This window comes from Algoriphagus aquaeductus (assembly GCF_003253485.1).
Classification (GTDB): Bacteria; Bacteroidota; Bacteroidia; order Cytophagales; family Cyclobacteriaceae; genus Algoriphagus; species Algoriphagus aquaeductus.
Genome location: NZ_QKTX01000008.1, coordinates 186,321 through 208,963, shown reverse-complemented (window position 1 = coordinate 208,963; position 22,643 = coordinate 186,321). Strand labels below are relative to the sequence as shown.

Here is a 22,643-nt window from a genome sequence, read left to right as displayed (position 1 = left end):
GCTTTTTTGATGACAACCACCGGCATGATGACCACGATGATTACGGGGTGACCCGTCGTGATCATCGAGTACCCGCCCCTGAGGCCTTTTTTGGCCAGATATTAATTTCCAGCAATCAATTTTCCCTTCGTCTTTTATGAAAATCATCAAGTTTGGAGGTTCATCCGTAGCGAACCCTGAAAACATCAAAAAAGTCTTTGCCATCCTTCAGGACAAGCTCAGGCATCATGAAATCGCCGTTGTTTTTTCAGCATTTGGAGGAGTCACCGAGAGCCTGCTCACCATCGCAAGACTCGCCCGTGAAGGTGACCAAGCTTATCGCGATTTGCTTCAAACCCTCGAAGAAAAGCACCTCGACATCGTGCGTCAGCTCATCGCCGTCCAAAACCAATCCACTGTCATGACCTATGTCAAGGTCCGATTCAAGGAATTGGAGGACCTTTTTCATGGGATTTATTTGATTAAAGAAAATTCTGCTCGGACCTTAGACTATGTCGCAAGCTTTGGAGAGCGGCTTTCTGCTTTCATTTTGGCGGAAGCCATGGCTGGAAAAGGCATCAAAACGCAGTTTGTAGATGCGAGGGATGTGATCCGGACCAATGACCGCTTTGGTCAGGCCCGAGTGGATTATGAAGTAACCAACAGTTTGATCAAAGATTTTTTTGTAAAAAATGACGGAGTAAAAGTCATCACCGGATTTATAGCCTCCACTGCCAAAGGAGAGACGACCACCTTGGGCCGTTCCGGTTCGGATTACACCGCAGCGATTTTCGCAGGAGCCTTGGATGCGGATGATTTGGAAATCTGGACTGACGTCTCGGGTGTTTTGACCTCAGATCCCAAGTTGGTTTATACCGCATTTACCATTCCACAGTTAAGCTACAATGAGGCGATGGAGCTTTCGCACTTTGGTGCCAAAGTAATCTTCCCGGCTACCATGCAGCCGGCTATGAAGAAAAACATCCCGATCTACATCAAAAATACGTTTGAGCCTGAAAATCCGGGAACCCTCATCAACGGGGAGGTAAGTCACGGCGCTCTGATCAAAGGAATCAGCTCCATGTCGAATATTTCCATCGTGACCGTACAGGGTGCGGGATTGATCGAAGGAGGAGCAACAGTAAGCCGGGTGTTCAAAGCTTTGGCAGAAGCTAAAGTCAACATCGTGTTGATTTCCCAGGCTTCTTCCGAACACAGCATTTGCCTGGCGATCAAAACTCAGGAGTCTTATCTGGCAAAGGAAGCGATCGAGAAGGAGTTTTTCTACGAAATCAAATCTGGGGAAATGGACCATGTTTCCCTTCTCCACGGTTTGGCTACCGTCGCTGTGGTGGGTGAAAACATGAAGCAAAATCCGGGTGCCTCAGGCCGCATGTTCCGTGCTTTGGGGCAAAACAATATCAACGTGGCGGCTATCGCTCAGGGAAGTTCGGAGCTGAATATCTCCGCAGTGATTCCTCAACCTGATTTGCAAAAAGCCCTCAACGCCCTGCACGAGGCATTTTTCCTTTCTGAAAACAAGGTTCTCCACGTGTTTTTGGTGGGAACCGGCTTGATCGGCAAGGCCTTGATGAAGATGATCGCCCATCAGCAGCACAAGCTTCTAAAGGATAATGAACTTGACGTGCAGATTCACGGCTTGGCCAACAGCCGATACATGGCTTTCCATGAAGATGGGTTTGATCTGAAGCATCCCCACGAACTGGGTGAATCCGATCAACCCATGGATTTGGACAAGTTTATCACGCAGATGGAAGAGATGAACTTCTCCAACTCGGTCTTTGTGGATTGCACGGCAAGTCAGGATGTGGCGGATACCTATGCGCGGATCTTGGAGGCCAAAGTAGCCATCGTGACGCCAAACAAAAAGGCAAACTCCTCTTCCATGGACAACTACCGCGCGCTGAAGCGGATTGCCAAGCGTCGTGGAGTCAAATTCCTTTACGAAACCAACGTGGCAGCAGGCCTTCCAGTCATCAATACCTTGCAGGATTTGATGCTTTCCGGGGACAAAGTCATCCGGATCGAGGCGGTGCTTAGCGGCTCGATGAACTTTATTTTCTCCGAACTTGAGAATGGAGCGCCATTCTCTGAAGTGGTGAAAGTGGCCAAAGAAAAAGGCTATACCGAACCCGATCCTCGGGATGACCTGAGCGGAATGGACGTGGCCAGAAAAATCCTGATCCTTGGTCGCGAAGCTGAGCAAGAATTGGAATTCGACGATATTTCTATTCAAAGCATGGTTCCTTCGGACTGTCAGCATGCCAAAACGGTAGATGAATTTTTCGAAAAGCTAAAAGGCCATGATGCAGACTTCGCAAAGCTCTTGGCCGATGCCAAAGCCAAAGGAGAAAAACTTCGCTTCATGGCAACGCTTGAAGATGGCAAAGCCAAAGTTGGTTTGAAATCCTTGCCGGAATCCCATCCTTTCTCCAGTTTGAAAGGCAGTGACAATATGATCCTCCTGACTACGGATCGGTACCATGACCGCCCAATGATCATCCGCGGTCCCGGTGCGGGAGCAGATGTGACTGCTGCCGGTGTATTTGCTGACGTGATTCGAATAGGTAACTACACTCGGGAATAATGAACTCGGTCAGAGCTTTTGCACCGGCCACAGTCGCCAACGTGTCTTGCGGGTTCGATATTCTCGGATTTGCAATTGATGCGATGGGCGATGTGGTAGAGGTGAGAGAAAGGAATGAGCCAGGGCTTCAGGTTGTTTCTATTACGGGTGATGGAGGCAGATTGCCTTTTGAAGCAGAGAAAAACACTTGTGCAGTAGCCATTAAGGCTATGCTCGATGAACTTGGACAAGACATCGGAATGGAAATTTACCTTGAAAAGGGACTTCCACTTGGTTCCGGTATGGGCTCAAGTGCGGCGAGCGCAGTGGCTGCTTTGGTGGCTGCCAATCGCTTGCTAGGTGAACCTTTTGAAAAAAAGCAATTGCTGCCCTTTGCCATGGTGGCTGAGAAAGTCGCCTGCGGTGCCGGACATGCAGACAATGTCGCTCCGAGTTTGCTTGGGGGATTTGTCCTGATTCGGGATTACCATCCGCTCGATGTGATCAAACTTCACGTGCCGGATGGTTTGCATTGCACGCTTTTGCATCCGCATTTTGAGTTGAAGACTTCCGATTCCAGGTCGGTTTTGCGAGATAGCGTTTCCTTAAAGCATTCCACGATTCAGTCAGGCAATGTCGCGGGATTGATCGCTGGGCTATTTCAGGAAGATTTTGAGCTGATCGGGAGATCGCTTCGGGATGTGATTGCCGAACCGTATAGGGCCACCTTAATTCCAGGTTTTTACGAAGTAAAAGAGGCCGTCAAGGCAGCTGGAGCACTTGGGATGGGCATTTCGGGTTCTGGCCCGACACTCTTCGCCCTTTCCAAAGGAGAACAAACTGTGCAATCTATCATTGACGCCGCCCAGCAAGTGTATGACTCCATCGGTCTCGGTGTGGATACCTATCACTCCGCGATCAATACCCAAGGGGCTTTTGTCCTCGAATAACCCACGCCATGAAGTACTACAGCACCAACAATCCCAATCATAAAGTTTCGCTCTCCGAGGCGGTCATCAAAGGACTCGCGCCGGACAATGGCCTCTACATGCCTGAGCGGATTCCTGTTTTGCCCAAAGAACTCATCGAAAAGATGTCCGAAATGAGTTTCCGGGAAATCGGCTATGCCGTTATTGGCGCCTTGTTTTCGGAGGATTTGAGCGAAAAGCAGATTCACGAACTCGTCGATCATACCTTGACCTTTGATGCGCCGATAGTAAAAGTGGAAGAGGATGTCTTCAGTCTGGAACTGTTTCACGGGCCGACTTTGGCCTTCAAAGACTTTGGGGCGAGGTTTTGCTCAAAGCTGATGAGCATGCTGGTAGGAGAGCAAAGCCAAAAAGTTCGCGTGTTGGTCGCTACTTCAGGGGATACCGGAAGTGCCGTGGCCAATGGTTTTTTGGGCGTTCCAGGTGTGGAAGTGATTATCCTTTTTCCAAAAGGAAAAGTCAGTCCACTTCAGGAAAAGCAGTTTACGACCTTGGGACAAAACATCACTGCTTTGGAGGTAGATGGAGTTTTTGACGATTGCCAAACTTTGGTAAAGCAGGCCTTTTTGCATCCGGATTTGAATCAAAAATTGCTTCTGACCTCCGCCAATTCGATCAACATCGCCCGTTGGATTCCTCAGTGTTTGTATTACTTCTACGCCTATTCCCGATTACCAAAGGCTGGCAAAAAGGTCGTGTTTGCCGTGCCAAGTGGGAATTTTGGAAATATCGGAGCGGGGATTTTAGCCCAGCAAATGGGTTTACCGATCGACCGCTTTGTAGCAGCAACCAATGTAAACAAAGTAGTTCCGGAGTATTTGCATGGCTCACCCTTCCAAGCAAAGCCCTCGATTCCTACCGTCTCCAACTCCATGGATGTGGGCAATCCGAGCAATTTTCCAAGACTTCAGGCCCTGTATGGAAGCGATGAGGAGCTGTTTCGGGAAAATGTCAAAGGCTATTTCTATACCGACGCTCAGACTATCGAGGCGATTCAAGCTGTGCAGCCATTGGGCTATACCCTCGATCCGCATGGGGCAGTGGGGTATTTGGGTTTGAAAGACTTTATGACTGAGAATCCAGGATTTGTTGGAGTCTTTTTGGAAACCGCCCACCCGGGCAAATTCCGGGATGTGGTCGAGGAAGCCTTGGGAGAAAAATTGGTGCTACCCGAGCGATTGGCGGCTTTTCTGCAAGGAGAAAAACAGGTAATTCCGATGGGAAAAAGCTTTGCCGAGTTTAAGGGATTTTTGGAGAGGTTGGATCAGATTTGAATTTGATAGAGTCGAAAAATCTTTCCCCAACTTTTATAAGCGTACTGTCCTGCTCTTCGAAATAAGGAAAGGCATACCTCGCTAAATAAAAATTGGACTGAGAATCAATCAAAATGTTATTATGAGTTTCGGTTTTACTCACCGTATCTTTTGAATAACCAAATAGAATTGAATTTGGAGCTATCGGATTAAAATCAATTAGGTTGTATTTACTATTTTCTCTAAAAAATTTATTGGTAAAGTAGTTTACTAAGTATGCTGAATCAATTTTACTTGGGTTAAGTTTAAGGATAATGAATTCCAATTTATTAACAAAAGTACCCTTGCCATAAATAGTGTCGTCAGAATATTCCCAAATATGAGTTACTGTAGGGTTTGGGAAAAATGCAGAGACCTCATCGAAAATTTCCTTTTGAGCATCTAGATTATATAAAGAGTCAATCTTATATTCCCAATAGGCCTGCATTAATTCGTTTCTGCTGTGATTTGACTCTGAATCATATTTTGCTTGTAAGAAGTTTAGTTTTTTCCGATATAGGTCAAGTTTGGAAAGAGACGTTTTTTTATCATAACCATAAAAATCGATTTTCTTGCTGAGATCTTTAGCTATTGCTTGAGCTAATCGGGCATGGTATAATTCATGAGTGAAGAGGGTTCCTTCAATATTGTGATCTTTTTTTAACCAAGAATTGTGACGATCAACATAAGCTCGTGCAAAAAGCGAGTCATTTTCTTCAATCAGTGTGATTTGAGTTCTGATACTAGCCGAGGATTTAGTCCAGATTTCATCTGATCTCATAAAGTCCTCAAGTTCGAGGCCTGTCGAATCTGTGAGAATTTTATATCTATTGAGTTCCAATATGGAGCTTTTCTGGGACATGTTGAATAACGCCGCATTGTAAGCCAGAAGAAAAAGGATAGAAAGAATTTTGATTTGATTTCTCATCTTCTTTTTAATTTCAAGGGCAAAGCTACAGTCAAAATGAAAATCAATTCAGAAATTATTGTTGAGAAGATAATTATTGTAATAAGATTTAATGAGCTTCCGATTTTATAAAATTGATTGGTAATATTAAGCGATAAGCTAGCAAGTAAAAAAAGAACACAAACGAATAAAATATCTTGAAAAATTCGCCCTAGTGTATTATTTACTTTTCTATTATCTAAATAACAGATTCCATGCATTATAAAGACTGGAACTGTAAAGATTACAAGTATTGAAAAGTATTCATTCATTGGGATATTGAAGAAATTGATGGTTGTTACTATTGAAATAGATAGTAATGAGGCTAAAAGTGCCGGAAGTACATTTACTAAGGAAAACTCCTTTATTCTAACTTTCAACATAGATTGTCACTTTTATAAAAATACCTCATTCGATTTCCTTGCCCTTCTGATTTAAGAATATTATCCTCCACCGCTTTCTTCAAATCCCTACTTGCTGTGGCAGTAGAAATGGTTTTAAACACTTTCATATACTCATTCCTGGTGAACGGGCTTTTTCCCAAAGATAAAAAGTAAGTCATTCGATCTTCCGGATGGATGGTTTTTCCTTTTACACGAAGCAGGTCTTCTAGTGCAGCATCGAGAATTCGAAGCATGTACTCGATGAAAGCCGTGGAATTTCCCATTTTGTCACTCAGTGCGAGAGCCTCATAATACTCCGATTGCGTTTTGTGGATCAATGTTTCAAATGGCAGCGATTCGAATACAGGATACTTTTCCTTTAGAATTACGGTCTGCCAAAGCCTTCCCATCCGCCCGTTTCCATCCAAAAAAGGATGAATGAATTCCATTTCATAATGAAAGACACAGCTTTTTATCAGCACAAGTTCTTGGTCATCCTTTAGGTATTTAAAAAGATCTTTCATCAAACCAGGAACATTACCAGCAGGAGGGGCTAGATGTGCCACTTGCGAACCCTTGACCACTCCCACACCTCGAGTTCGATAGTTCCCGGAATTTTCGATTAATCCCTTCATTAAAATGGCATGAGCAGAAAGGAAGGATTTTTCCGAAGTAGATTTCAGGGAATCTAAATTTTCATAAAGAGAAACAGCATTGAGCACTTCCAAAATATCTTTTTGCGGCCCAATGACCCGTTTGTCTTCCAAAAGTGCCGTTATCTGATCCTCGCTTAAGGTATTTCCTTCGATTTGAAGCGAGGAGTGGATGGTCTTTATTTGATTTTGCTTTCGGAGTTGGGGAGAAGGTTTACTCAGGAAAAGTGCATTTGCCTCACCTATCTTCTCCGAAATGGAGCTGATCCATTTCAAAATCTCAGGAGTGATATCATAGGGAGGCTTCACTGATAGTATCATTTGATACTATCAAAGATAATTTTATTCTTGATTTCTTGTCTTGAAATGGGGAATAATCCGTCTAAACCACCTCCCAAGGTTCAAAAACCGGGATTTGACTCGTCTTAAAATCGTTCTTGTTACGGGTGATGATTCCTCCAATTCCCGGAATACTAGAAGCACAAAAATGCTGGACTCCGTCTTCCAAGTCTTTTAAATCTGATGCTAGCGCTTGTTGAATATGCGCCTTTTGAGTGGGTTGTATCTCCAAAAAATTGATGAGTCGACTGATTTTGATCCTGCTTTCGGCTTCTCCGATTTCTTTTGAAATGATGTAATAGCTGGTCAGAATCGAGTTGTCTGAAGTCCAAAGTTCCCATTCATTGAGAAGGGATTTGTTAAATATTTCTAAGGCATATTTCCCAAAAGGATGCCGATTTCCCAAAAAATCCAGTAGGATATTAGTATCCAAAAAATAACGGTTCATCTGCTGTGTTTTTGGCTTAAAATTTCCCGGATTGCCTCTTTTTCATTCAGTTCAGTAGGTAGATTGACCGAACCAAAAAGCCCTTTAAACTCCTCAGGAATGTTAGCTTGCTGCAATTCAGCTTCAGCAATCTCTTTTTCCAAATATCGCTCTACCAGATCCGAAAGGCTTTTTCCGGAATTGCCCGCAAATTCCTTCGCCTTTTCAATCACTGATTTTTCAATGGTGAGGGTAAGCTTGGTTTTCATTACACGTGTATTTTAATCCAATATACGTACAATCCTTTTTATTGATTCTGTTGCTAAAGAAAATTTAGAAAACGATTCTTCCTTTACTATTTTCAATCCCTAACTCAAACCTGATCTAATCATGCACCAATCAAACCGTTACCTCAGCCTGATCCTTTTGGCTGGATTTGGCTGCTCTCAGCCTCAAGAAACTACTCAGACGGTAGAAGCCGATTCCACCGCTTCCAAATTTGCTCATGCTCCTTTGGTAGAGCATATCTATACGGCAGACCCATCTGCCCATGTTTTTGAGGGTAAAATCTTCATTTATCCATCGCACGATATTGAAACCGATGTAGCTCAAGATGATATGGGTTCACATTTTGACATGAAGGATTACCACGTGTTTTCTATGGAAAGGCCAGGAACTCCTGTGGTTGATCACGGTGTAGCCTTGAAACTGGAAGATGTGCCTTGGGCAGGACGCCAACTTTGGGCACCGGATGCGGCAGAGAAAGATGGGAAATACTACCTGTACTTTCCTGCCAAGGACAAGAATGATATTTTCAAAATCGGTGTGGCAGTTTCCGATCGGCCTGAAGGCCCATTCAAAGCCGAACCTGAACCGATCAAAGGCACCTTCAGCATGGATCCGTCTGCATTTCAGGATGGAAATGACTATTACCTCCTTTGGGGTGGAATCTGGGGTGGTCAGCTTCAATGGTACGAGAACCAAAAACTAATTCCGGGAAGAAAAGGACCGACCGATGGAATTCCTGCACCTGATCAAAAAGCTCTGATGCCCTACATCGCCAAACTTGGGGACTCGATGACCGAATTGGCAGAAAAGCCTCGTGAACTCCTTATCCTCGATGAAAAGGGTGAACCCATCAAAGCAGGAGATAATGCTCGGCGATTCTTTGAGGCGGCTTGGATGCACAAGTACAACGGGAAGTATTATCTGTCTTACTCCACTGGAGATACGCATTACATCGCCTATGCCATTGGTGACAGTCCTTATGGCCCATTTACCTATCAGGGCAATGTACTTGATCCCGTCCAAGGATGGACCAATCACCATTCGATTGTGGAGTTCCAGGGAAAATGGTACCTCTTCTATCACGACACCGAACTCTCAGGAGACACACCGCTTCGAAATATCAAAATGGCTGAATTGACCCACCTGCCTAACGGGAAAATACAAACCATTAATCCAATGAAGTAATAAATAGCCGGTGAGAAGCCGGCTTTTTTGCTTTTATCTGCAGCCTGAATAGACTGCCTACAGGGCTAAGATCCTTGCAATTTTTTTTCAGAGTAGCGTGAAACAGACATCACTGGAAAGACAAAAAACTCGTCAAGATTCAAGATACTGTTCAATTGAAAAATGATTCTTCTACTATTCAGATATGGGATAAGCTTGTGTCAAGAAGTCAAATTTCTGATTTGGCTATTTTGGAACGATTTCTTTTTATAGGCAGTTTGCCAGAAGTAAGTCCCTGAATCACAGTCTTCACTCGCTTGGACTTTAGCCTACTATCCGAAATACGTAATGAATTTCAATCCACCCAGCTTTCTAAAGATCTCTATAGCAGCGGTACTTCTACTTGGCCTTTTCGGAGTGACGGCCTATCGCTTTTCCCCAAAAGGATCAAAAGAACCAACAGAAGTTTCAGTCTCTGCAAGTGAACCTGTAAAGTCCGATTCCTTGGAAGCCGATGTGCTAATTAGGGATAGTCTGGAGCAGTTTGGGAAAGGATTCTTAGGCGTACCCTACGTGTATGGAGGCACGAGTGGTAAAGGTTTTGATTGCTCAGGTTTTGTCTATTATGTGTATCAGGAATTTGGAATCAGAGTACCTAGGACTTCTGCACAGTTTGAAAATTTTGGCAAGGAAGTGCCAATAGAAAAGGTGAAAAAGGGGGACATCCTGGTTTTTTTGAGCCCAACTCGAAATGTCATCGGCCATATCGGGATCGTAACTGATCCGAAAGGAATGGAAAGCGAGTTTATCCATGCCTCCTCCAGCAAAGAAATGAAAGTGATGATTTCCAGTCTCAAACAGCCTAGCTACACCCGTAGGTTTGTCAAAGCTGTCGCTGTTTTGTAAGGCTGAAAAAGTTGATTTTCCGAGTTTAAGACAGGACCTGCATTTTTACTTTCTCCGCTCGATGGAATAGCTTACCAGATCCCTGAGGGAAGTTTTGTAGACCGAATCAGGAAATTCTTTCAAAATCCCCAAGGCCTCCTGATAGAATTCGTTCATTTTCTCCTTGGCATACTCTAGACCGCCACTTTTCTTGACAAACCCAATGACTTCATTTACAGCTTTTTTGTCTTCAGATCGGTTTCGGATGAGGTAAATAATTTTTCGTTTGGTAAGCCAATCTGTATTTCTTAAGGCATAAATGAGCGGAAGGGTCATTTTCTTCTCTTTGATGTCTATGCCTACAGGTTTACCGATTTCATCCTCTCCATAGTCAAAAAGATCATCTTTGATTTGGAAAGCCATACCAACTTTTTCCCCGAACAAGCGCATTTTTTCAATCGCCAATTCATCACTCCTGACACTCGATGCTCCGACAGAACAACAAGATGCAATCAGACTTGCGGTTTTTTGGCGGATGATTTCATAATAAACCTCCTCATCCACGTCGAGCTTGCGGGCTTTGTAGCTTTGCAAAAGTTCACCTTCTGACATTTCCTTCACTGCATTGGATACGATGCGCAGGAGGTGAAAGTCGCCATTGTCCACGCTGAGCAAAAGTCCACGAGATAGCAAATAATCCCCAACTAAAACAGCAATTTTGTTTTTCCAAAGGGCATTGACCGAGAAAAAACCTCTTCGATAATTGGCATCATCCACCACATCGTCATGGACTAAAGTGGCAGTGTGTAGCAATTCAATCAGAGCGGCACCCCGATGGGTGGATTCGTTGATGGTCCCGCAAACCCCTGCCGTCAAAAAAACGAACATCGGACGCATTTGCTTTCCTTTGCGCTTGACGATGTAGTTGGTGATGTGGTCGAGGAGCTTAACCTTACTTTTCATAAAGTCCCGAAACTTATGCTCGAATTGAGCCATTTCGGCTTCAATGGGAACTTGTATTTGCTTAAGGTCTGGTTTCATCGGGCTTTGGTGCCGTAAAAATAATACGCTTTCCGGCACTCACAAGAGTTTATTTGGTATCCATTGCTCAACTGCCTTGACATGCAAATCGTTCACGGCTTTTTTGTAATTTGTTTGAGCTGAATAGCAAAATCCTTTACACCCAAAACCCACACTATGAAAAAAATCAAAATTGAAATCAAATGGGGTCTCCTCTTTGTGTTGTCCGGACTGATCTGGATGATTATCGAGAAGGCCCTAGGTTGGCACGATGTGAATATCGAGCAACACGCCACCTACACGCTTCTGTATGCGCCAATAGCCGTTGCCCTCTATGTATTTGCACTCTTGGATAAAAGAAAAAATGCGTATTCGGGAAAGATGAATTACGTACAGGGATTGATTTCAGGCCTAATCATCACCTTAGTGGTAGTGATTTTGACGCCGCTGAGTCAGTATATCACCCATGAGTTTATTTCTCCAGCCTATTTTCCCAATGTCATCAAACTGAGCGTCGACAAAGGGATGATGACTCAAGAGGAAGCTGAAGGGCATTTTACCTTGGTCAACTATATTCAGCAATCGTTGATTTTTGCTGCTTTTATGGGTTTGATGACCTCCGCAGTGGTAGCGCTATTCACCCGATCAAAAGGCTGATTCTGAGTGCCCTTCCCATAAATTACCTTTGGGAAGGGCTTTTTCTATATCTTTGAGGCCTTTTATTTAACCAGAAAACCACTTGGAGGAGAACTATATCAAACACCGGTACGCTCCCATTTTGCCCAAAAAGGATGAATGGCCTGTGGTAAAACTGGCCCGGGAACGTAAAGAATTTGTCAAGAAAGTTGCCGATCTGGCCGAGGGTAGAATTTTGGGACTGACCGGGAAGAATCCGGACATTCTTAAAGAAGAGCTGGAAACTACTCTCTATAGAGAAAAACTTAGAGTCAAACAAAATCCTTGGGACGTAGATCCTGATGATGAGTCCCATTTCTGGGGGGAGGTGAAAAGCTCCCTTCTTCAGATTAATACCGATACTGCACTCACCAAAGCTAAAAGACTTGAAGCTTATCAGGAAGTCTTGCAAAGAATCACTTCCCGGTATGCAGAGGAGATCGCATCAAATTTTAAAGCCTCCCATTATAAGTTTACCCGCAGTGTGGTCACTTACGGCTTTGCAAGATTGCTCAATGCCGCACGTGTCAAAGGATTCAAATCCATTTTCAGCAATCAATATACGCTTCAGGACAAGATTCAAATCACCGGACAGACCGATCAGATTCGCGACCTAGCCACCAAAGGCACGATCGTGATGGTGCCTACCCACTTTTCCAACCTGGACAGTATTTTGATTGGGTGGATCATATCCGTTTTAGGCATGCCTCCATTTATCTATGGAGCAGGTTTGAATCTTTTTAATATTTCGATTTTCGCCTATTTCATGAACGCTCTGGGAGCTTACAAGGTAGATCGGAGAAAAAAGAACATGATGTATTTGGAGACCCTAAAAACCTACTCCAAAGAAGCCATTCAATTTGGATGTCATTCCTTGTTTTTCCCGGGAGGAACCCGATCCCGCAGCGGTATGATCGAATCCAAACTTAAACTCGGTCTTCTCAGTACCGCGATCGAAGCTCAACGGGCTAATTACCAACAGGGAATTACGGATATCTCGGGTAAGATTTTCATAGTGCCTGTCACCATCAATTATCATTTTGTACTGGAAGCTCCGGGATTGATTCAGGACTACCTGAGTATTACCGGTCAAGAGCGATACTATAAGGAAAATGATGAGTTTTCCACCTCGTATAAGATTTCCAAGTTCTTGGTCAAATTCTTCACCAAAGGTTCCGATATCTCAGTTTCCATCGGCCGGGCAATGGACGTGATGGGGAATTTTGTGGATCAGGAAGGAAACAGTCTTGACAAATGGGGTAGATTGATCAATACCCGGGATTACTTCGTTTCAGATGGGAAAGTAACCGTAGACCAGCAGCGCGAGGAGGAATACACCCATATGCTGGGCAAGCGAATTGTAGAGGAGTTTCACAAAATAAACAGGGTTTTCAGTTCACACCTGGTTGCTTTTGTTGCTTTTGAATTAATAAAAGCAAAAAATAAAAAGCTTGATCTTTTTGATCTTATCAGACTTCCGGAGGAGGATATTTTCCTTCCTTATGAGGAGTTTAAGTCGGCCTGTCAGCTAGTGTTGGATCGGATATTTGAGCTTAAAGCCCAGGGGAAAATTGATATTGCTCCTCATATGAAAAGAGACATGGATGCCATCATTGCTCATGGATTGGATAACGTGGGGATGTATCATGCCAAGCGTCCTTTGATTAAAGACAAACAGGAAAATATCGTCACAGAAGATATGAGCCTGTTGTATTTCTACCATAATAGACTACATGGATATGGCCTCGAGAAACTCTTCTAAACCGAAATTGATCGGAGTGGTTGGTGTTGGAAGCTTTGGAACTGCCATCGCCAATATGCTGGCTGAGAAAAATGAAGTGATGGTTTATGCCAGAAAGCAAGAAGTGGTGGAAGAAATTAACTCGAATCACACCGCTTCCGGTAAATCGTTAAACCCAGCTATTCGGGCAACCTTTTCTCCGGAAGAGATTTCGGCTTCCTGTAATGTGCTTTTTTTTATGATTCCCTCAGCCGCTTTTGTGGAAGTAGCGCAGACTTTTGCTCCGTTTTTGCATCCCTATCACTTGGTAATTCATGGCACGAAAGGTCTTGCATTGAACCTTCCAAAAGGAGAATCTTTGGACGAAGTAAAAAAACTCCACCGAAGTCAGATTTTGACGATGAGTGAAGTGATACTTCAGGAAACTGTCGCGGTGAGAGTGGGTTGTTTGGCTGGACCAAATATTTCCAAAGAGCTTAGCCAAGGCCAACCTGCTGCCACGGTCATTGCCAGTAAGTACAATGAGGTGATCTTGGAGGGGCAGCGCCTGCTTCGCTCTGAACGGTTTCAGGTTTATGGAAACTCTGACATCATCGGCGTTGAGCTGAGTGGTGTGCTAAAAAATATCATCGCTATTGCAGCCGGAGCCTTGGCTGGCTTGGGATTGGGAGAAAATGCCAAAGGACTTTTGATCTCGAGAGGGATGGTAGAAATGGTCCACCTCAGTAAGGCTTTGGGAGGAAGTGTGCAATCTGTGATCGGACTGGCAGGAATCGGGGATTTGGTGACGACCTGCAATTCGGTGGATTCCCGGAATTTCACCGTCGGCTATCGATTGGCCAAAGGAGAATCGCTGGATCAAATCCTCGATTCCATGGAAGAAGTGGCTGAGGGGGTGAACACCATCCGAATTATCGATGCCTTTATCAAAACAGTAGGAATCCGAGCACCGATTACTGAAAATCTTCATCGGGTTTTATTCGAGGATCTCTCCATTGAAGAGGCTTTACAGTTTTTGATGAAATATCCCTTTAGCGTGGATGTGGACTTTGTGTAAGATTTTATCTTGATTTAAATCATGCCAATCCGGGTTCTGACGAAAGAGGAAAGTGAAAAAACTTCTGAAGAGGAGTTTAGGACTCTGACGCCTGCCGAACGATTGGTGGCTTTTTTGGAACTCAGTAGGAGAATCAACCGGCTTTTCCCCTCTAAAATAACATTTGAAGAGTGAAACAAGGGGAGTTTTATTTTGAAGATGAAAAAATAAGAGGGCCGAAGCCCTCTTTTACTTTATGCCCCCGGCAAAATTTTAATCAGTAACCCTGTACCCTCCGTGACTGCATAGATATAGCCGTCTGGACTTTGGGATACTTGCCTAACTCTGCCGATTCCCTGCAGCAATTTTTCTTCGCCGGTAGCTCGGGTTCCGTTCATTTCTACTCTTGCAATATGAGTTCCAGCCAGAGCGGCCACCAAAATGTTCCCTCTCCAAGCAGGATATTTGTCAGAGGTGACCATGGTCATGCCACAGGTGGCGATGGATGGAGTCCAGTATTTCACCGGTTGCTCCATGCCTTCTTTTTCGGTGATATTGGTAATCGGTGTCCCGTTGTAGTTGATGCCGTAGGTGATGACCGGCCAACCGTAGTTTTTTCCTTTCTCCAGAATATTCAGCTCATCGCCTCCTCTTGGGCCGTGTTCCACTTCCCATAGGCGATTATTGGCCTTGTCAAAGTAGAGCCCTTGAGGATTCCGATTTCCATAAGTCCAAATGGAAGGTACTGCTCCAGAGGTGTTGACAAACGGATTGTCAGTAGGGATTCGGCCATCGTCATGGATTCGGTGAATTTTTCCATGGGAGTTTTTTAGATCTTGGGCATTGTCCTGACTTCCCCGCTCTCCGTTGCTGAAGTAAAGGAAGTTTTGGTTGTCAAATACAATGCGGCTGCCGTAATGTGTGCCTCCATTCCAAACAGGCGTGGTAACGATCAATTCCTGAAAATCCGCTATGGCATTTCCATTGAGTTTGAATCTTGCGATTGTCGTTGCCCCTCCATTGTTGACGGGCTTGGCATAGGCAATGTAAATCCATCCGTTTTGGGCATAATTGGGGTGAACGGTGATGTCTAAAAGCCCTGCCTGACCATTGTTATATACCGAAGGTAGTCCGGTTACTTTTTGCCCGGTAAATTTATCGTCTTTGAAAATCAGGATTTCACCTTTTTTCTCGGTGACCAGCATACGATTTTCACTGATCCAGGTCATTCCCCAAGGGTTTTGAAAACCGGTATAAAGCGTATCGATCTTGATCACCATTTTGTCTGTACTTGTGGTGAATTTCAGCTCAGACGTTGGATCGGGGGTCGGTTCCGTTTCTTTAGCAGTACATGCTTGGAGACTTACCAAGGTTCCCAACGCAAAAAGCAGGCACGAAAAGCGAATTCTCATGGGGTTGAATTTTAGAGGATTAACGTATATCGATAACGACCAAATTTCGAAATCGGTTTTTATTTATGCCGGAAAATCTGGTTTATCTACGCAATCGAATACCCGGACGGATCGAAAAAAGATGGGTAATTCAAAAAAATAGGCCTTCCGATTTCTCAGAAGGCCTTTAAATGAGTAAGATTAGCTTATCGGATCGGAAGCAATTTGACTAAAAGTCCGGTCGCTTCAGTGATCGCATAGATATAGCCATCCGGGCTTTCAGACACCTGACGAACTCGTCCAATGTCCTGAAGGAGTTTTTCCTCGGCCACATATTGAGTTCCGTTCATTTCCACTCGGGCAATGTGCTGCTTGGCCAAAGCCGCCACCAAGATATTTCCTTTCCAGGCTGGATACTTGTCTGAGGTTACGAGGGTCATTCCGCAAGTGGCAATAGAGGGAACCCAATAGTGAACGGGCTGCTCCATGCCTTCTTTTTCAGTAATGTCCGTGATTGGTGTACCATCATAATTTTGTCCATAGGTGATGACCGGCCAACCGTAGTTTTTACCTTTCTCAATTAGATTAAGCTCATCTCCACCCATTGGTCCGTGCTCCACTTCCCAAAGCCGATTATTCACTTTATCATAGATCAGTCCTTGTGGATTTCTGTTGCCATAAGTCCAGATAGAGCTGATATTCCCAAGAGAATCGGTGAAAGGATTGTCGGCAGGAATTGTTCCGTCATCCTTTACGCGGTGGATTTTGCCATGCGCATTATTAAGATTTTGCGCATTCATTGGGATATTTCCTTTGTCTCCATTGGAGAAATACAGGAACCCGTCATTGTCAAATACGATACGGCTCCCGAAGTGACGGCCACCTTTCCAGGAGGGACCAGCGGTGATCAACTCTTCCTGATTGACTGCATTATTGCCTTCCAGCTTAAATCGCATAATCGTAGTAGCAGCAGTGCTGTCCTCGAAATGCTTAGCATAGGCGAGGTAGATCCAACCATTCTCAGCGTACTTAGGATGTACAGCGATATCCAGCAAACCTGCCTGATTGACGTTGTGTACAGGAGGAAGGCCTTGGATTTTTTCTCCCGTGAATTTGTCATCCTTGAAAATCAGGATTTCACCTTTACGCTCGGTGACCAGCATTCGGCCGTCACCCAGCCAAGTCATTCCCCATGGGTTTTCCAACTCGGTGTGGAGGGTGTCCACTTTGATGAGCAGTTTTTCAGTTTGAGTAGCGAAAGTCTCATCGATGACTTGCTCTTGTTCTTTTGGACCACATGCTGTCCAGAGGGACATCGATCCGGCCAAAAATGCAATTGAAAGAAAATGTTTGTTTGAAGACATAGTTTCCGATTTTATGAGCTCTAATTTAAAGCTAATACCTTAAAATCAGAATTAAGTTTTGAATAAAGGTCTTAAACCGTGACCAAACTTGAATGTAAAACTACCGATTGCTCTACTTCTTCGACCATTTGAGCAGAACCGATTAAAAGCGGTGTCCGCTGATGAAGGCTCTCTGGCTGAACATCCAAAATTCGTTGTTTCCCGTCACTGGCTTTTCCTCCTGCTTGCTCAATGATAAAAGCCAAAGCATTGGCTTCGTACAATAATCGCAGTTTTCCGGATGGGTTTTTCTGGGTAGCAGGGTAGAGGTAGATCCCCCCTTTTAGTAGGTTTCGGTGAAAATCCGCCACCAAGCTCCCTATATAGCGGGATTGCATTTTTCGCTCTTTGCAGGATTGGATGTAGGCAGCGATCCCTTTTTCCCACTCCAGTTGAAGACCTTCGTTGATGGAGTAGATGTTACCGGTCTTTGGAGCTTGGATGTCTGGGTGAGAAAGGAAAAATTCCCCAAGGCTGTTTTCGTAGGTAAAACCATTGACTCCGCAGCCTGTGGTATAGACCAGCATGGTCGAGGAACCGTAGAGTACATATCCCGCGGCTACTTGCTCGCGACCGGGTTGCATGATGTCCTTGAGTTGTATGGGACTTCCGATCGGAGATTTTCTTCGATAGATCGAGAAAATTGTCCCGATGCTGATATTCACATCGATGTTGGAGCTCCCGTCAAGCGGGTCGATGGCCACGACATATTTGCCTGAGTTATTTTGAAGGTCAATGACGGCATCTTCTTCTTCGGAGACGATGGCGCATACCTCGCCGCCTTTGCTTAATGCCCGCATGAATCGAATATTGGCGATCACATCCAGTTTTTGCTGCTCTTCGCCTTGGACATTGGTTTGTCCAAAAGCGCCTCCGATGTTGGCCAAGCCCGCACGATTGGTCTCGCGATTGACTATCTTCGCTGCCAAAACAATGTCCCGGAGTAGCTGTGAGAGCTCTCCTGAGGCAAAAGGAAAATCACTTTGTTTGAGTTTGATGAATCGATCAAGTGTAATTCCGACGGAGTAAGCCAGGCTCGTTTGGTCTGGCTGGAAAGGGGAAGTTTTCATTCTTTGAAAAGTACAATATTTGGGTTTATACTCTGGAAAATTAGGAAATATTCTTTATGGCAAAAACTTGGATTTACAAATTTGGAGGCGCTTCAGTCAAAGATGCCACTGCAGTGAAAAACTTAGCTGAAATTCTCCGTAATCGATTGCGAAAAAACCTCATTATTGTCGTTTCCGCCATGGGAAAAACCACCAATTCGCTGGAAGGCATCTTGGCAAACAAGCTAAACGGACTTGATTTTTATGAGAATAGTGCAATTTTAAAAACTTTCCATCGAGAGATCTGTGAAGAACTTTTTCCGGCAAATCATGCTGTTTTTGCTCAAATCGAAAATCTTTTTTTTCAACTCGATCTTCAGCTTCAAAAGCCGCTGTCCCGTGAGAATTACGATGAATTTTATGACCAAGTGGTCTGCTTTGGTGAACTGATTTCTTCCAAAATCGTGGCGGAATACCTGTGTTATCAAGATCTACTCGTGCTGTGGCAGGATGCTCGGGAAGTCATTCATACTGATTCTGACTTTCGCTTCGCAAAAATCAATTGGGAGAAAACACGCAAGGCTTGTCAGTCCACTTGGAAACCGATGCTGGAAAATTTCCCGATTTTGACGCAAGGATTTATCGGAAAGGATCCAAAAGGCCGAACCACAACATTGGGTAGGGAAGGGTCAGATTTCACCGCTGCGATTTTGGGAACGAGCTTGCATGCAGGCTCGGTCACGATTTGGAAAGATGTGCCCGGTGTGCTTAATGCCGATCCGAAGCTTTTCCCAAACACCGAAAAATTTGAAGAACTCGGCTATCGGGAAGCTGCCGAAATGACCTATTTCGGAGCCTCGGTCATTCATCCCAAGACCATCAAGCCTTTGGCCAATGCCGGGATTCCGCTTTTTGTCAAATCGTTTTTGAATCCGGATGCCCCGGGCACCAAAATCCACGAGCATGCCACACCACATGAAGTGCCCACCATCGTTTTGAAAAAGGATCAGATTCTGGTGAGTTTCAAAGTCACCGACTTCACCTTTATCGAGGAAAAACACATTCATCGGATCTACGAGCAGCTGCAAGCACTCAAGCTGAGGGTAAATATGCTCCAACTTTCTGCCATTTCAGTTTCGATTGTGATTGATGCACAGCTTTTCAAGTTTGAGCAGCTTCTGGAAAAACTCAAGGGAGAATTTGAAATCCGATACAACGAAGGTTTGGAACTGTTGACGATTTTGAAGCAAAAAGCAGAAGAAATTCCAGCATTCCTGATTGGTTATGAGGTTCTTTTGGAGCAATCCACCCGAAATACCTTTCAGGCCGTTCGCAGAAAAGTCTGAGCGAATATGCCTTGTCGACCTGAAGTTTTTCTAACTTCAAAGGGATAACCTAAAACCCACCTATCGATGACTTCAAGACGTGATTTTCTCCAAAAAGCAGGACTTTCGACCCTGGCTGTGAGCTTACCCTTTACCGATGCACTTTCTGCCATGAGTTTGGAGCGGGAGGATAAAGTCCTTCGCGTAGCCATCATGGGCTTGGGAAGCTATGGTACCCGAGTGGCAGAAGCGATGAAAGATTGCAAGCGGGCCAAGCTCGTCGGGGTCATCAGCGGTACCCCTTCCAAAATCGAAGCTTGGAAGCAGAAATACGGCATTCCCGCCAAAAATTGCTATAACTACGAAAACTACCATCAGATCAAGGACAATCCGGATATCGATGCGGTCTATGTGATCACACCCAACTCCCTGCACAAGCCGCATTCCATCGGTGTGGCCAAAGCCGGAAAGCACGTCATCTGCGAAAAACCCATGGCACTCAATGCCGAAGAAGGGCGAGAAATGATTGCGGCTTGCAAGGCAGCCGGGGTTCATCTCATGGTGGGCTACCGCATGCACTTCGAAGCCAAAACGCTCGAGGTGGTGAAAAAGCAGCGGGCTGGTGAGTTTGGAAAAACACTCTTTTTTCAGGGATTAAGCGGTTTTATGATTGGTGACCCAACACAGTGGCGACTCAATCGGGAGCTTGCCGGAGGAGGATCCATGATGGATATCGGTGTGTATTCGATCAATGGAGCCCGATACATGTTGGGAGAGGAACCGATCTGGGTGACGGCTCAAGAGGTGAAAACCGACCCGGTGAAGTTTAAGCAGGGGGTGGATGAGACGATCACATTTCAGATGGGGTTTCCTTCCGGAGCGGTGGCATCTTGCCTTTCGACCTATTCGATGAATAACCTGGACAAATTTTTCCTGAACGGAACCAAAGGTTTTGCAGAAATGCAGCCTTCAACCGGTTATGGACCTATCCAAGCCCGCACCAATCAAGGCCCGATTGAAGCACAGCACATCACGCATCAGACTACCCAAATGGAGGAAATGGCAGCCATCATTCTGGATGGGAAAAAGCCGTTGATCCCTGTGGATGGGGAAGAAGGGTTGAAGGATTTGGTGATTGTGGATGCGATCTATGAGGCGGTACGCACAGGAGCGAGAATCAGCCTCATTTGATCCAAAAATGGATTAGGAAAGTTTCAACTGCATAAAAACCAAAGTCAGCCACTTCCCAAATTTGAATGACACTTCGGGCATTCGGGCGGTTTCCCGAAACCCCAAGCGCTCGTGAAAGCGATAGCTTCCCAGGTTTTCGGAGTCCATGCCGGCAATCATCATGTGGAAGCCTTGTTCTTTGGCTTTTTCGATCAGCTGACGCATCATTTCAGAGCCCAAGCCTTTGCCTTGGGCTTTTTCATTGAGGTAGATGGAGTGCTCGAGGGTCTTGCTGTATCCCGGCTTTGCACGGAATTTTCCATAGGTAGCATAGCCCAATACTTCCCCGTCTAATTCCCCAACAAGAACAGGGAATCCATCTCGGATTTTCTCCGCAAACAGTGTCTGTACCTCTTCGAGCGTTTTGGGGTAATAGTCGTAATTGTGAGAGGTGTGAAGGATGGAGTCATTGATGATTTCGCGGATAGCAGCTGCATCCGTATCCCGATAAGTTCGAATCTGAAAGTCCATTATTGAAATCGGTTAAGCGTTTTTTCGATTCCGGGAAGGTATGCGGTGCCAAAGAGATTCAAGTGCACAAGCAAAGGATATAGATTGTAAACGGCAATTCGGGTTTCGAACCCGGGCTCAAGAGGTAAGATTGACTCATAGGCTTCATAAAACTTGGCATCAAATCCTCCAAAAAGCCTCGAAAATGCCAAATCCATTTCCCGATGTCCGTAGTAAATCGCCGGATCGATCAGGCAAGGTCTTCCATCAGCTCCACAAAGTACATTTCCTGACCAGAGATCTCCATGAAGGAGTGACGGTTTTTCTTTGGGAAAAAGGGACTCCAGTTTGGGATATAGGGTTTGAAATTTTTTCAGAAATTCCAGCGGAATCAAGCGGTCGAAATAGGCTTTTCCCAGTAAGGGTTCGAGTCGGTGTTCGATGAAAAAGTCCAGCCAATTGTCCAGAGCATGGTTTTTTTGGGGTAAGGAGGCGATGAAGTTATCATATTCGAGTCCGAACTGATCCTGATGATTGAGGTGGAGATGGGCGAGGCCCATGCCCAGATCTTCCCAATACTCTGGATGTGGGCGGCTGCTGGGGATGAATTCCGAAAGCAGGTAATTGTAGTCTTCTACCCGGCCGTGTGCGACCGATTTAGGGATTTTCAAAAAGGTAGACTTAGCCAATTTCTGAAGTCCTTCAGCTTCTTTTTTTAGAATATCTCTTTCATGATCAAAATTGAGTTTAAGAAAAAATGACCCTTCCGAGGTGTTTAGCTGGACTCCTTGATTGTGGTTTCCTGCTGCAACGAGGCTCGCTGAAATAAAATGAACCGAGGGGCCAAAAGTGTCAAAAAGTACCTGTTCGTAAATTTGATGCTGGTCAAGCATAGAGTTGATGAGTGACCTTTACCTGCTCCAAAAATCCTTCAATTGATTCCTCCAGGATTTGATAAATCTCGTCAAAACCTTCTTCTCCTCCATAGTATGGATCCGGAACGGGAAGGCCTTGCCAATCGGAGACGAAGTCTCTCATCAGATGAATTTCTTTGGTCGGGAAATTGTACCGCGCTTTAAGATTATTGAGATTTCTAAGGTTGTTGTCATCCATGGCGATGATATAGTCAAATTCCCGGAAGTCGGTTCGATTGACTTGTCTGCCACGATGGTCGATTTTCAATCCGTTTCGTTGGGCACACCTCAATGTCCTTTCGTCTGGGAGTTCTCCGATGTGATAGTCTGATGTACCCGCACTGTCAGATTTGAATTTGCCCTCCAATCCCAGCAGCTTGATTTTTTGATTAAAAATAGCTTCTGCAAGCGGTGAACGGCAAATATTTCCTAGGCAAACGAATAGAACTTTAATCATACTCTTTCAATATACTGGTC

General features: G+C 44.8%; 23 protein-coding genes. 11 read left to right on the top strand and 12 right to left on the bottom strand.

Translation table 11 applies throughout. From position 1 onward, the window contains the following. Positions 1 to 136 precede the first annotated feature (136 nt). From thrA to thrC, 3 genes are read left to right on the top strand one after another with little or no spacing between them, the layout of a single operon-like run. Entirely contained in the window at positions 137 to 2,587 is a 2,451-nt protein-coding gene (thrA, locus tag CLV31_RS12730) for a bifunctional aspartate kinase/homoserine dehydrogenase I (protein WP_111393265.1), read from the top strand. Continuing rightward, on the top strand, positions 2,587 to 3,516 hold the full coding sequence (locus CLV31_RS12725; RefSeq protein WP_111393264.1) for a homoserine kinase: 930 nt from the start codon (positions 2,587 to 2,589) through the stop codon (positions 3,514 to 3,516). Before thrA ends, CLV31_RS12725 begins: the two co-directional genes overlap by 1 nt. Before the next feature lie 8 nt (positions 3,517 to 3,524). Continuing rightward, on the top strand, positions 3,525 to 4,829 hold the full coding sequence (thrC, locus tag CLV31_RS12720; protein ID WP_111393263.1) for a threonine synthase: 1,305 nt from the start codon (positions 3,525 to 3,527) through the stop codon (positions 4,827 to 4,829). On the opposite strand, the gene CLV31_RS12715 is transcribed toward thrC, so the two are convergent. The 5 genes from CLV31_RS12715 to CLV31_RS12695 form a co-directional block, all read right to left on the bottom strand. Beyond that, a complete protein-coding gene (locus CLV31_RS12715) occupies positions 4,795 to 5,775 on the bottom strand; it encodes a hypothetical protein (RefSeq protein ID WP_111393262.1) in 981 nt (326 codons plus the stop codon). The two genes, thrC and CLV31_RS12715, sit on opposite strands and share 35 nt — an antisense overlap. After that, positions 5,772 to 6,176, bottom strand: a complete 405-nt coding sequence (locus tag CLV31_RS21860) for a hypothetical protein (protein WP_111393261.1) — start codon at positions 6,174 to 6,176, stop codon at positions 5,772 to 5,774. Before CLV31_RS21860 ends, CLV31_RS12715 begins: the two co-directional genes overlap by 4 nt. After that, complete coding sequence (locus tag CLV31_RS12705) at positions 6,170 to 7,150, bottom strand: Fic family protein (RefSeq protein ID WP_245943395.1); 981 nt, start codon at positions 7,148 to 7,150, stop codon at positions 6,170 to 6,172. Before CLV31_RS12705 ends, CLV31_RS21860 begins: the two co-directional genes overlap by 7 nt. Before the next feature lie 61 nt (positions 7,151 to 7,211). After that, positions 7,212 to 7,616 (bottom strand): type II toxin-antitoxin system VapC family toxin, encoded by a 405-nt coding sequence (locus CLV31_RS12700; protein WP_111393260.1) that lies wholly within the window; start codon positions 7,614 to 7,616, stop codon positions 7,212 to 7,214. Next, a complete protein-coding gene (locus CLV31_RS12695; protein WP_111393259.1) occupies positions 7,613 to 7,864 on the bottom strand; it encodes a DUF6364 family protein in 252 nt (83 codons plus the stop codon). Before CLV31_RS12695 ends, CLV31_RS12700 begins: the two co-directional genes overlap by 4 nt. Positions 7,865 to 7,985: 121 nt before the next feature. Here CLV31_RS12695 and CLV31_RS12690 point away from each other — a divergent pair, with 121 nt between their 5' ends. Both CLV31_RS12690 and CLV31_RS12685 read left to right on the top strand, forming a co-directional pair. Continuing rightward, a complete protein-coding gene (locus tag CLV31_RS12690; protein WP_111393258.1) occupies positions 7,986 to 9,068 on the top strand; it encodes a glycoside hydrolase family 43 protein in 1,083 nt (360 codons plus the stop codon). A gap of 327 nt (positions 9,069 to 9,395) precedes the next feature. Continuing rightward, entirely contained in the window at positions 9,396 to 9,953 is a 558-nt protein-coding gene (locus CLV31_RS12685) for a C40 family peptidase (RefSeq protein WP_111393257.1), read from the top strand. Positions 9,954 to 9,998: 45 nt separating this feature from the next. Here CLV31_RS12685 and CLV31_RS12680 read toward each other — a convergent pair whose 3' ends face one another. After that, positions 9,999 to 10,973, bottom strand: a complete 975-nt coding sequence (locus tag CLV31_RS12680) for a polyprenyl synthetase family protein (protein WP_111393256.1) — start codon at positions 10,971 to 10,973, stop codon at positions 9,999 to 10,001. Positions 10,974 to 11,129: 156 nt separating this feature from the next. Between CLV31_RS12680 and CLV31_RS12675 the strand changes: the two genes are divergently transcribed. The 4 genes from CLV31_RS12675 (at position 11,130) to CLV31_RS21855 (ending at position 14,599) form a co-directional block, all read left to right on the top strand. Further along, a complete protein-coding gene (locus CLV31_RS12675) occupies positions 11,130 to 11,609 on the top strand; it encodes a DUF4199 domain-containing protein (RefSeq protein WP_111393255.1) in 480 nt (159 codons plus the stop codon). 82 nt (positions 11,610 to 11,691) lie between these two features. Next, complete coding sequence (locus CLV31_RS12670; RefSeq protein ID WP_111393254.1) at positions 11,692 to 13,389, top strand: 1-acyl-sn-glycerol-3-phosphate acyltransferase; 1,698 nt, start codon at positions 11,692 to 11,694, stop codon at positions 13,387 to 13,389. Then, the gene (locus CLV31_RS12665; protein ID WP_111393289.1) at positions 13,367 to 14,425 is read left to right on the top strand and encodes an NAD(P)H-dependent glycerol-3-phosphate dehydrogenase; all 1,059 of its coding nucleotides are present in this window, start codon (positions 13,367 to 13,369) and stop codon (positions 14,423 to 14,425) included. Before CLV31_RS12670 ends, CLV31_RS12665 begins: the two co-directional genes overlap by 23 nt. A gap of 21 nt (positions 14,426 to 14,446) precedes the next feature. Next, the gene (locus CLV31_RS21855; RefSeq protein WP_181452627.1) at positions 14,447 to 14,599 is read left to right on the top strand and encodes a hypothetical protein; all 153 of its coding nucleotides are present in this window, start codon (positions 14,447 to 14,449) and stop codon (positions 14,597 to 14,599) included. Positions 14,600 to 14,658: 59 nt separating this feature from the next. Here the strand turns inward: CLV31_RS21855 and CLV31_RS12660 are convergent, their stop codons facing one another. The 3 genes from CLV31_RS12660 to fbp all read right to left on the bottom strand — a co-directional run bounded on the left by CLV31_RS12660 (position 14,659) and on the right by fbp (position 18,268). Continuing rightward, positions 14,659 to 15,816, bottom strand: a complete 1,158-nt coding sequence (locus CLV31_RS12660) for a PQQ-dependent sugar dehydrogenase (RefSeq protein ID WP_111393253.1) — start codon at positions 15,814 to 15,816, stop codon at positions 14,659 to 14,661. Between the two features lie 185 nt (positions 15,817 to 16,001). Further along, a complete protein-coding gene (locus tag CLV31_RS12655; protein ID WP_111393252.1) occupies positions 16,002 to 17,159 on the bottom strand; it encodes a PQQ-dependent sugar dehydrogenase in 1,158 nt (385 codons plus the stop codon). Positions 17,160 to 17,230: 71 nt separating this feature from the next. After that, positions 17,231 to 18,268, bottom strand: coding sequence for a class 1 fructose-bisphosphatase (gene fbp, locus CLV31_RS12650; RefSeq protein WP_111393251.1), 1,038 nt, complete (start codon positions 18,266 to 18,268; stop codon positions 17,231 to 17,233). 56 nt (positions 18,269 to 18,324) lie between these two features. Here fbp and CLV31_RS12645 point away from each other — a divergent pair, with 56 nt between their 5' ends. Together CLV31_RS12645 and CLV31_RS12640 are read left to right on the top strand one after the other, a co-directional pair. After that, positions 18,325 to 19,593, top strand: a complete 1,269-nt coding sequence (locus tag CLV31_RS12645; RefSeq protein ID WP_111393250.1) for an aspartate kinase — start codon at positions 18,325 to 18,327, stop codon at positions 19,591 to 19,593. A gap of 66 nt (positions 19,594 to 19,659) precedes the next feature. After that, positions 19,660 to 20,763 carry a Gfo/Idh/MocA family protein gene (locus CLV31_RS12640; RefSeq protein ID WP_111393249.1) on the top strand — a complete coding sequence of 368 codons (1,104 nt, stop codon included), beginning with the start codon at positions 19,660 to 19,662 and terminating at the stop codon, positions 20,761 to 20,763. Between the two features lie 12 nt (positions 20,764 to 20,775). On the opposite strand, the gene CLV31_RS12635 is transcribed toward CLV31_RS12640, so the two are convergent. Genes CLV31_RS12635 through CLV31_RS12625 form a run of 3 tightly spaced genes read right to left on the bottom strand, consistent with a single transcriptional unit; the run spans position 20,776 to position 22,623 of the window. Next, positions 20,776 to 21,273 carry a GNAT family N-acetyltransferase gene (locus tag CLV31_RS12635; protein WP_111393248.1) on the bottom strand — a complete coding sequence of 166 codons (498 nt, stop codon included), beginning with the start codon at positions 21,271 to 21,273 and terminating at the stop codon, positions 20,776 to 20,778. After that, complete coding sequence (locus CLV31_RS12630; protein WP_111393247.1) at positions 21,273 to 22,145, bottom strand: fructosamine kinase family protein; 873 nt, start codon at positions 22,143 to 22,145, stop codon at positions 21,273 to 21,275. Before CLV31_RS12630 ends, CLV31_RS12635 begins: the two co-directional genes overlap by 1 nt. Beyond that, positions 22,138 to 22,623, bottom strand: coding sequence for a low molecular weight protein-tyrosine-phosphatase (locus CLV31_RS12625; RefSeq protein ID WP_111393246.1), 486 nt, complete (start codon positions 22,621 to 22,623; stop codon positions 22,138 to 22,140). Before CLV31_RS12625 ends, CLV31_RS12630 begins: the two co-directional genes overlap by 8 nt. Positions 22,624 to 22,643 lie beyond the last annotated feature (20 nt).

Excerpts from the sequence above, each read along its gene's own strand:
- CLV31_RS12635 (WP_111393248.1), bottom strand. The coding sequence starts at position 21,273 with ATGGACTTTCAGATTCGAACTTATCGGGATACGGATGCAGCTGCTATC.
- CLV31_RS21855 (WP_181452627.1), top strand. The coding sequence starts at position 14,447 with ATGCCAATCCGGGTTCTGACGAAAGAGGAAAGTGAAAAAACTTCTGAA.
- CLV31_RS12680 (WP_111393256.1), bottom strand. The coding sequence starts at position 10,973 with ATGAAACCAGACCTTAAGCAAATACAAGTTCCCATTGAAGCCGAAATG.
- CLV31_RS12700 (WP_111393260.1), bottom strand. The coding sequence starts at position 7,616 with ATGAACCGTTATTTTTTGGATACTAATATCCTACTGGATTTTTTGGGA.
- CLV31_RS12715 (WP_111393262.1), bottom strand. The coding sequence starts at position 5,775 with ATGAGAAATCAAATCAAAATTCTTTCTATCCTTTTTCTTCTGGCTTAC.
- CLV31_RS12725 (WP_111393264.1), top strand. The coding sequence starts at position 2,587 with ATGAACTCGGTCAGAGCTTTTGCACCGGCCACAGTCGCCAACGTGTCT.
- CLV31_RS12660 (WP_111393253.1), bottom strand. The coding sequence starts at position 15,816 with ATGAGAATTCGCTTTTCGTGCCTGCTTTTTGCGTTGGGAACCTTGGTA.
- CLV31_RS12705 (WP_245943395.1), bottom strand. The coding sequence starts at position 7,150 with ATGATACTATCAGTGAAGCCTCCCTATGATATCACTCCTGAGATTTTG.
- CLV31_RS21860 (WP_111393261.1), bottom strand. The coding sequence starts at position 6,176 with ATGTTGAAAGTTAGAATAAAGGAGTTTTCCTTAGTAAATGTACTTCCG.
- CLV31_RS12645 (WP_111393250.1), top strand. The coding sequence starts at position 18,325 with ATGGCAAAAACTTGGATTTACAAATTTGGAGGCGCTTCAGTCAAAGAT.
- thrA (WP_111393265.1), top strand. The coding sequence starts at position 137 with ATGAAAATCATCAAGTTTGGAGGTTCATCCGTAGCGAACCCTGAAAAC.
- thrC (WP_111393263.1), top strand. The coding sequence starts at position 3,525 with ATGAAGTACTACAGCACCAACAATCCCAATCATAAAGTTTCGCTCTCC.
- CLV31_RS12690 (WP_111393258.1), top strand. The coding sequence starts at position 7,986 with ATGCACCAATCAAACCGTTACCTCAGCCTGATCCTTTTGGCTGGATTT.
- CLV31_RS12655 (WP_111393252.1), bottom strand. The coding sequence starts at position 17,159 with ATGTCTTCAAACAAACATTTTCTTTCAATTGCATTTTTGGCCGGATCG.
- CLV31_RS12665 (WP_111393289.1), top strand. The coding sequence starts at position 13,367 with ATGGCCTCGAGAAACTCTTCTAAACCGAAATTGATCGGAGTGGTTGGT.
- CLV31_RS12630 (WP_111393247.1), bottom strand. The coding sequence starts at position 22,145 with ATGCTTGACCAGCATCAAATTTACGAACAGGTACTTTTTGACACTTTT.
- CLV31_RS12640 (WP_111393249.1), top strand. The coding sequence starts at position 19,660 with ATGACTTCAAGACGTGATTTTCTCCAAAAAGCAGGACTTTCGACCCTG.
- CLV31_RS12685 (WP_111393257.1), top strand. The coding sequence starts at position 9,396 with ATGAATTTCAATCCACCCAGCTTTCTAAAGATCTCTATAGCAGCGGTA.
- fbp (WP_111393251.1), bottom strand. The coding sequence starts at position 18,268 with ATGAAAACTTCCCCTTTCCAGCCAGACCAAACGAGCCTGGCTTACTCC.
- CLV31_RS12625 (WP_111393246.1), bottom strand. The coding sequence starts at position 22,623 with ATGATTAAAGTTCTATTCGTTTGCCTAGGAAATATTTGCCGTTCACCG.
- CLV31_RS12695 (WP_111393259.1), bottom strand. The coding sequence starts at position 7,864 with ATGAAAACCAAGCTTACCCTCACCATTGAAAAATCAGTGATTGAAAAG.
- CLV31_RS12675 (WP_111393255.1), top strand. The coding sequence starts at position 11,130 with ATGAAAAAAATCAAAATTGAAATCAAATGGGGTCTCCTCTTTGTGTTG.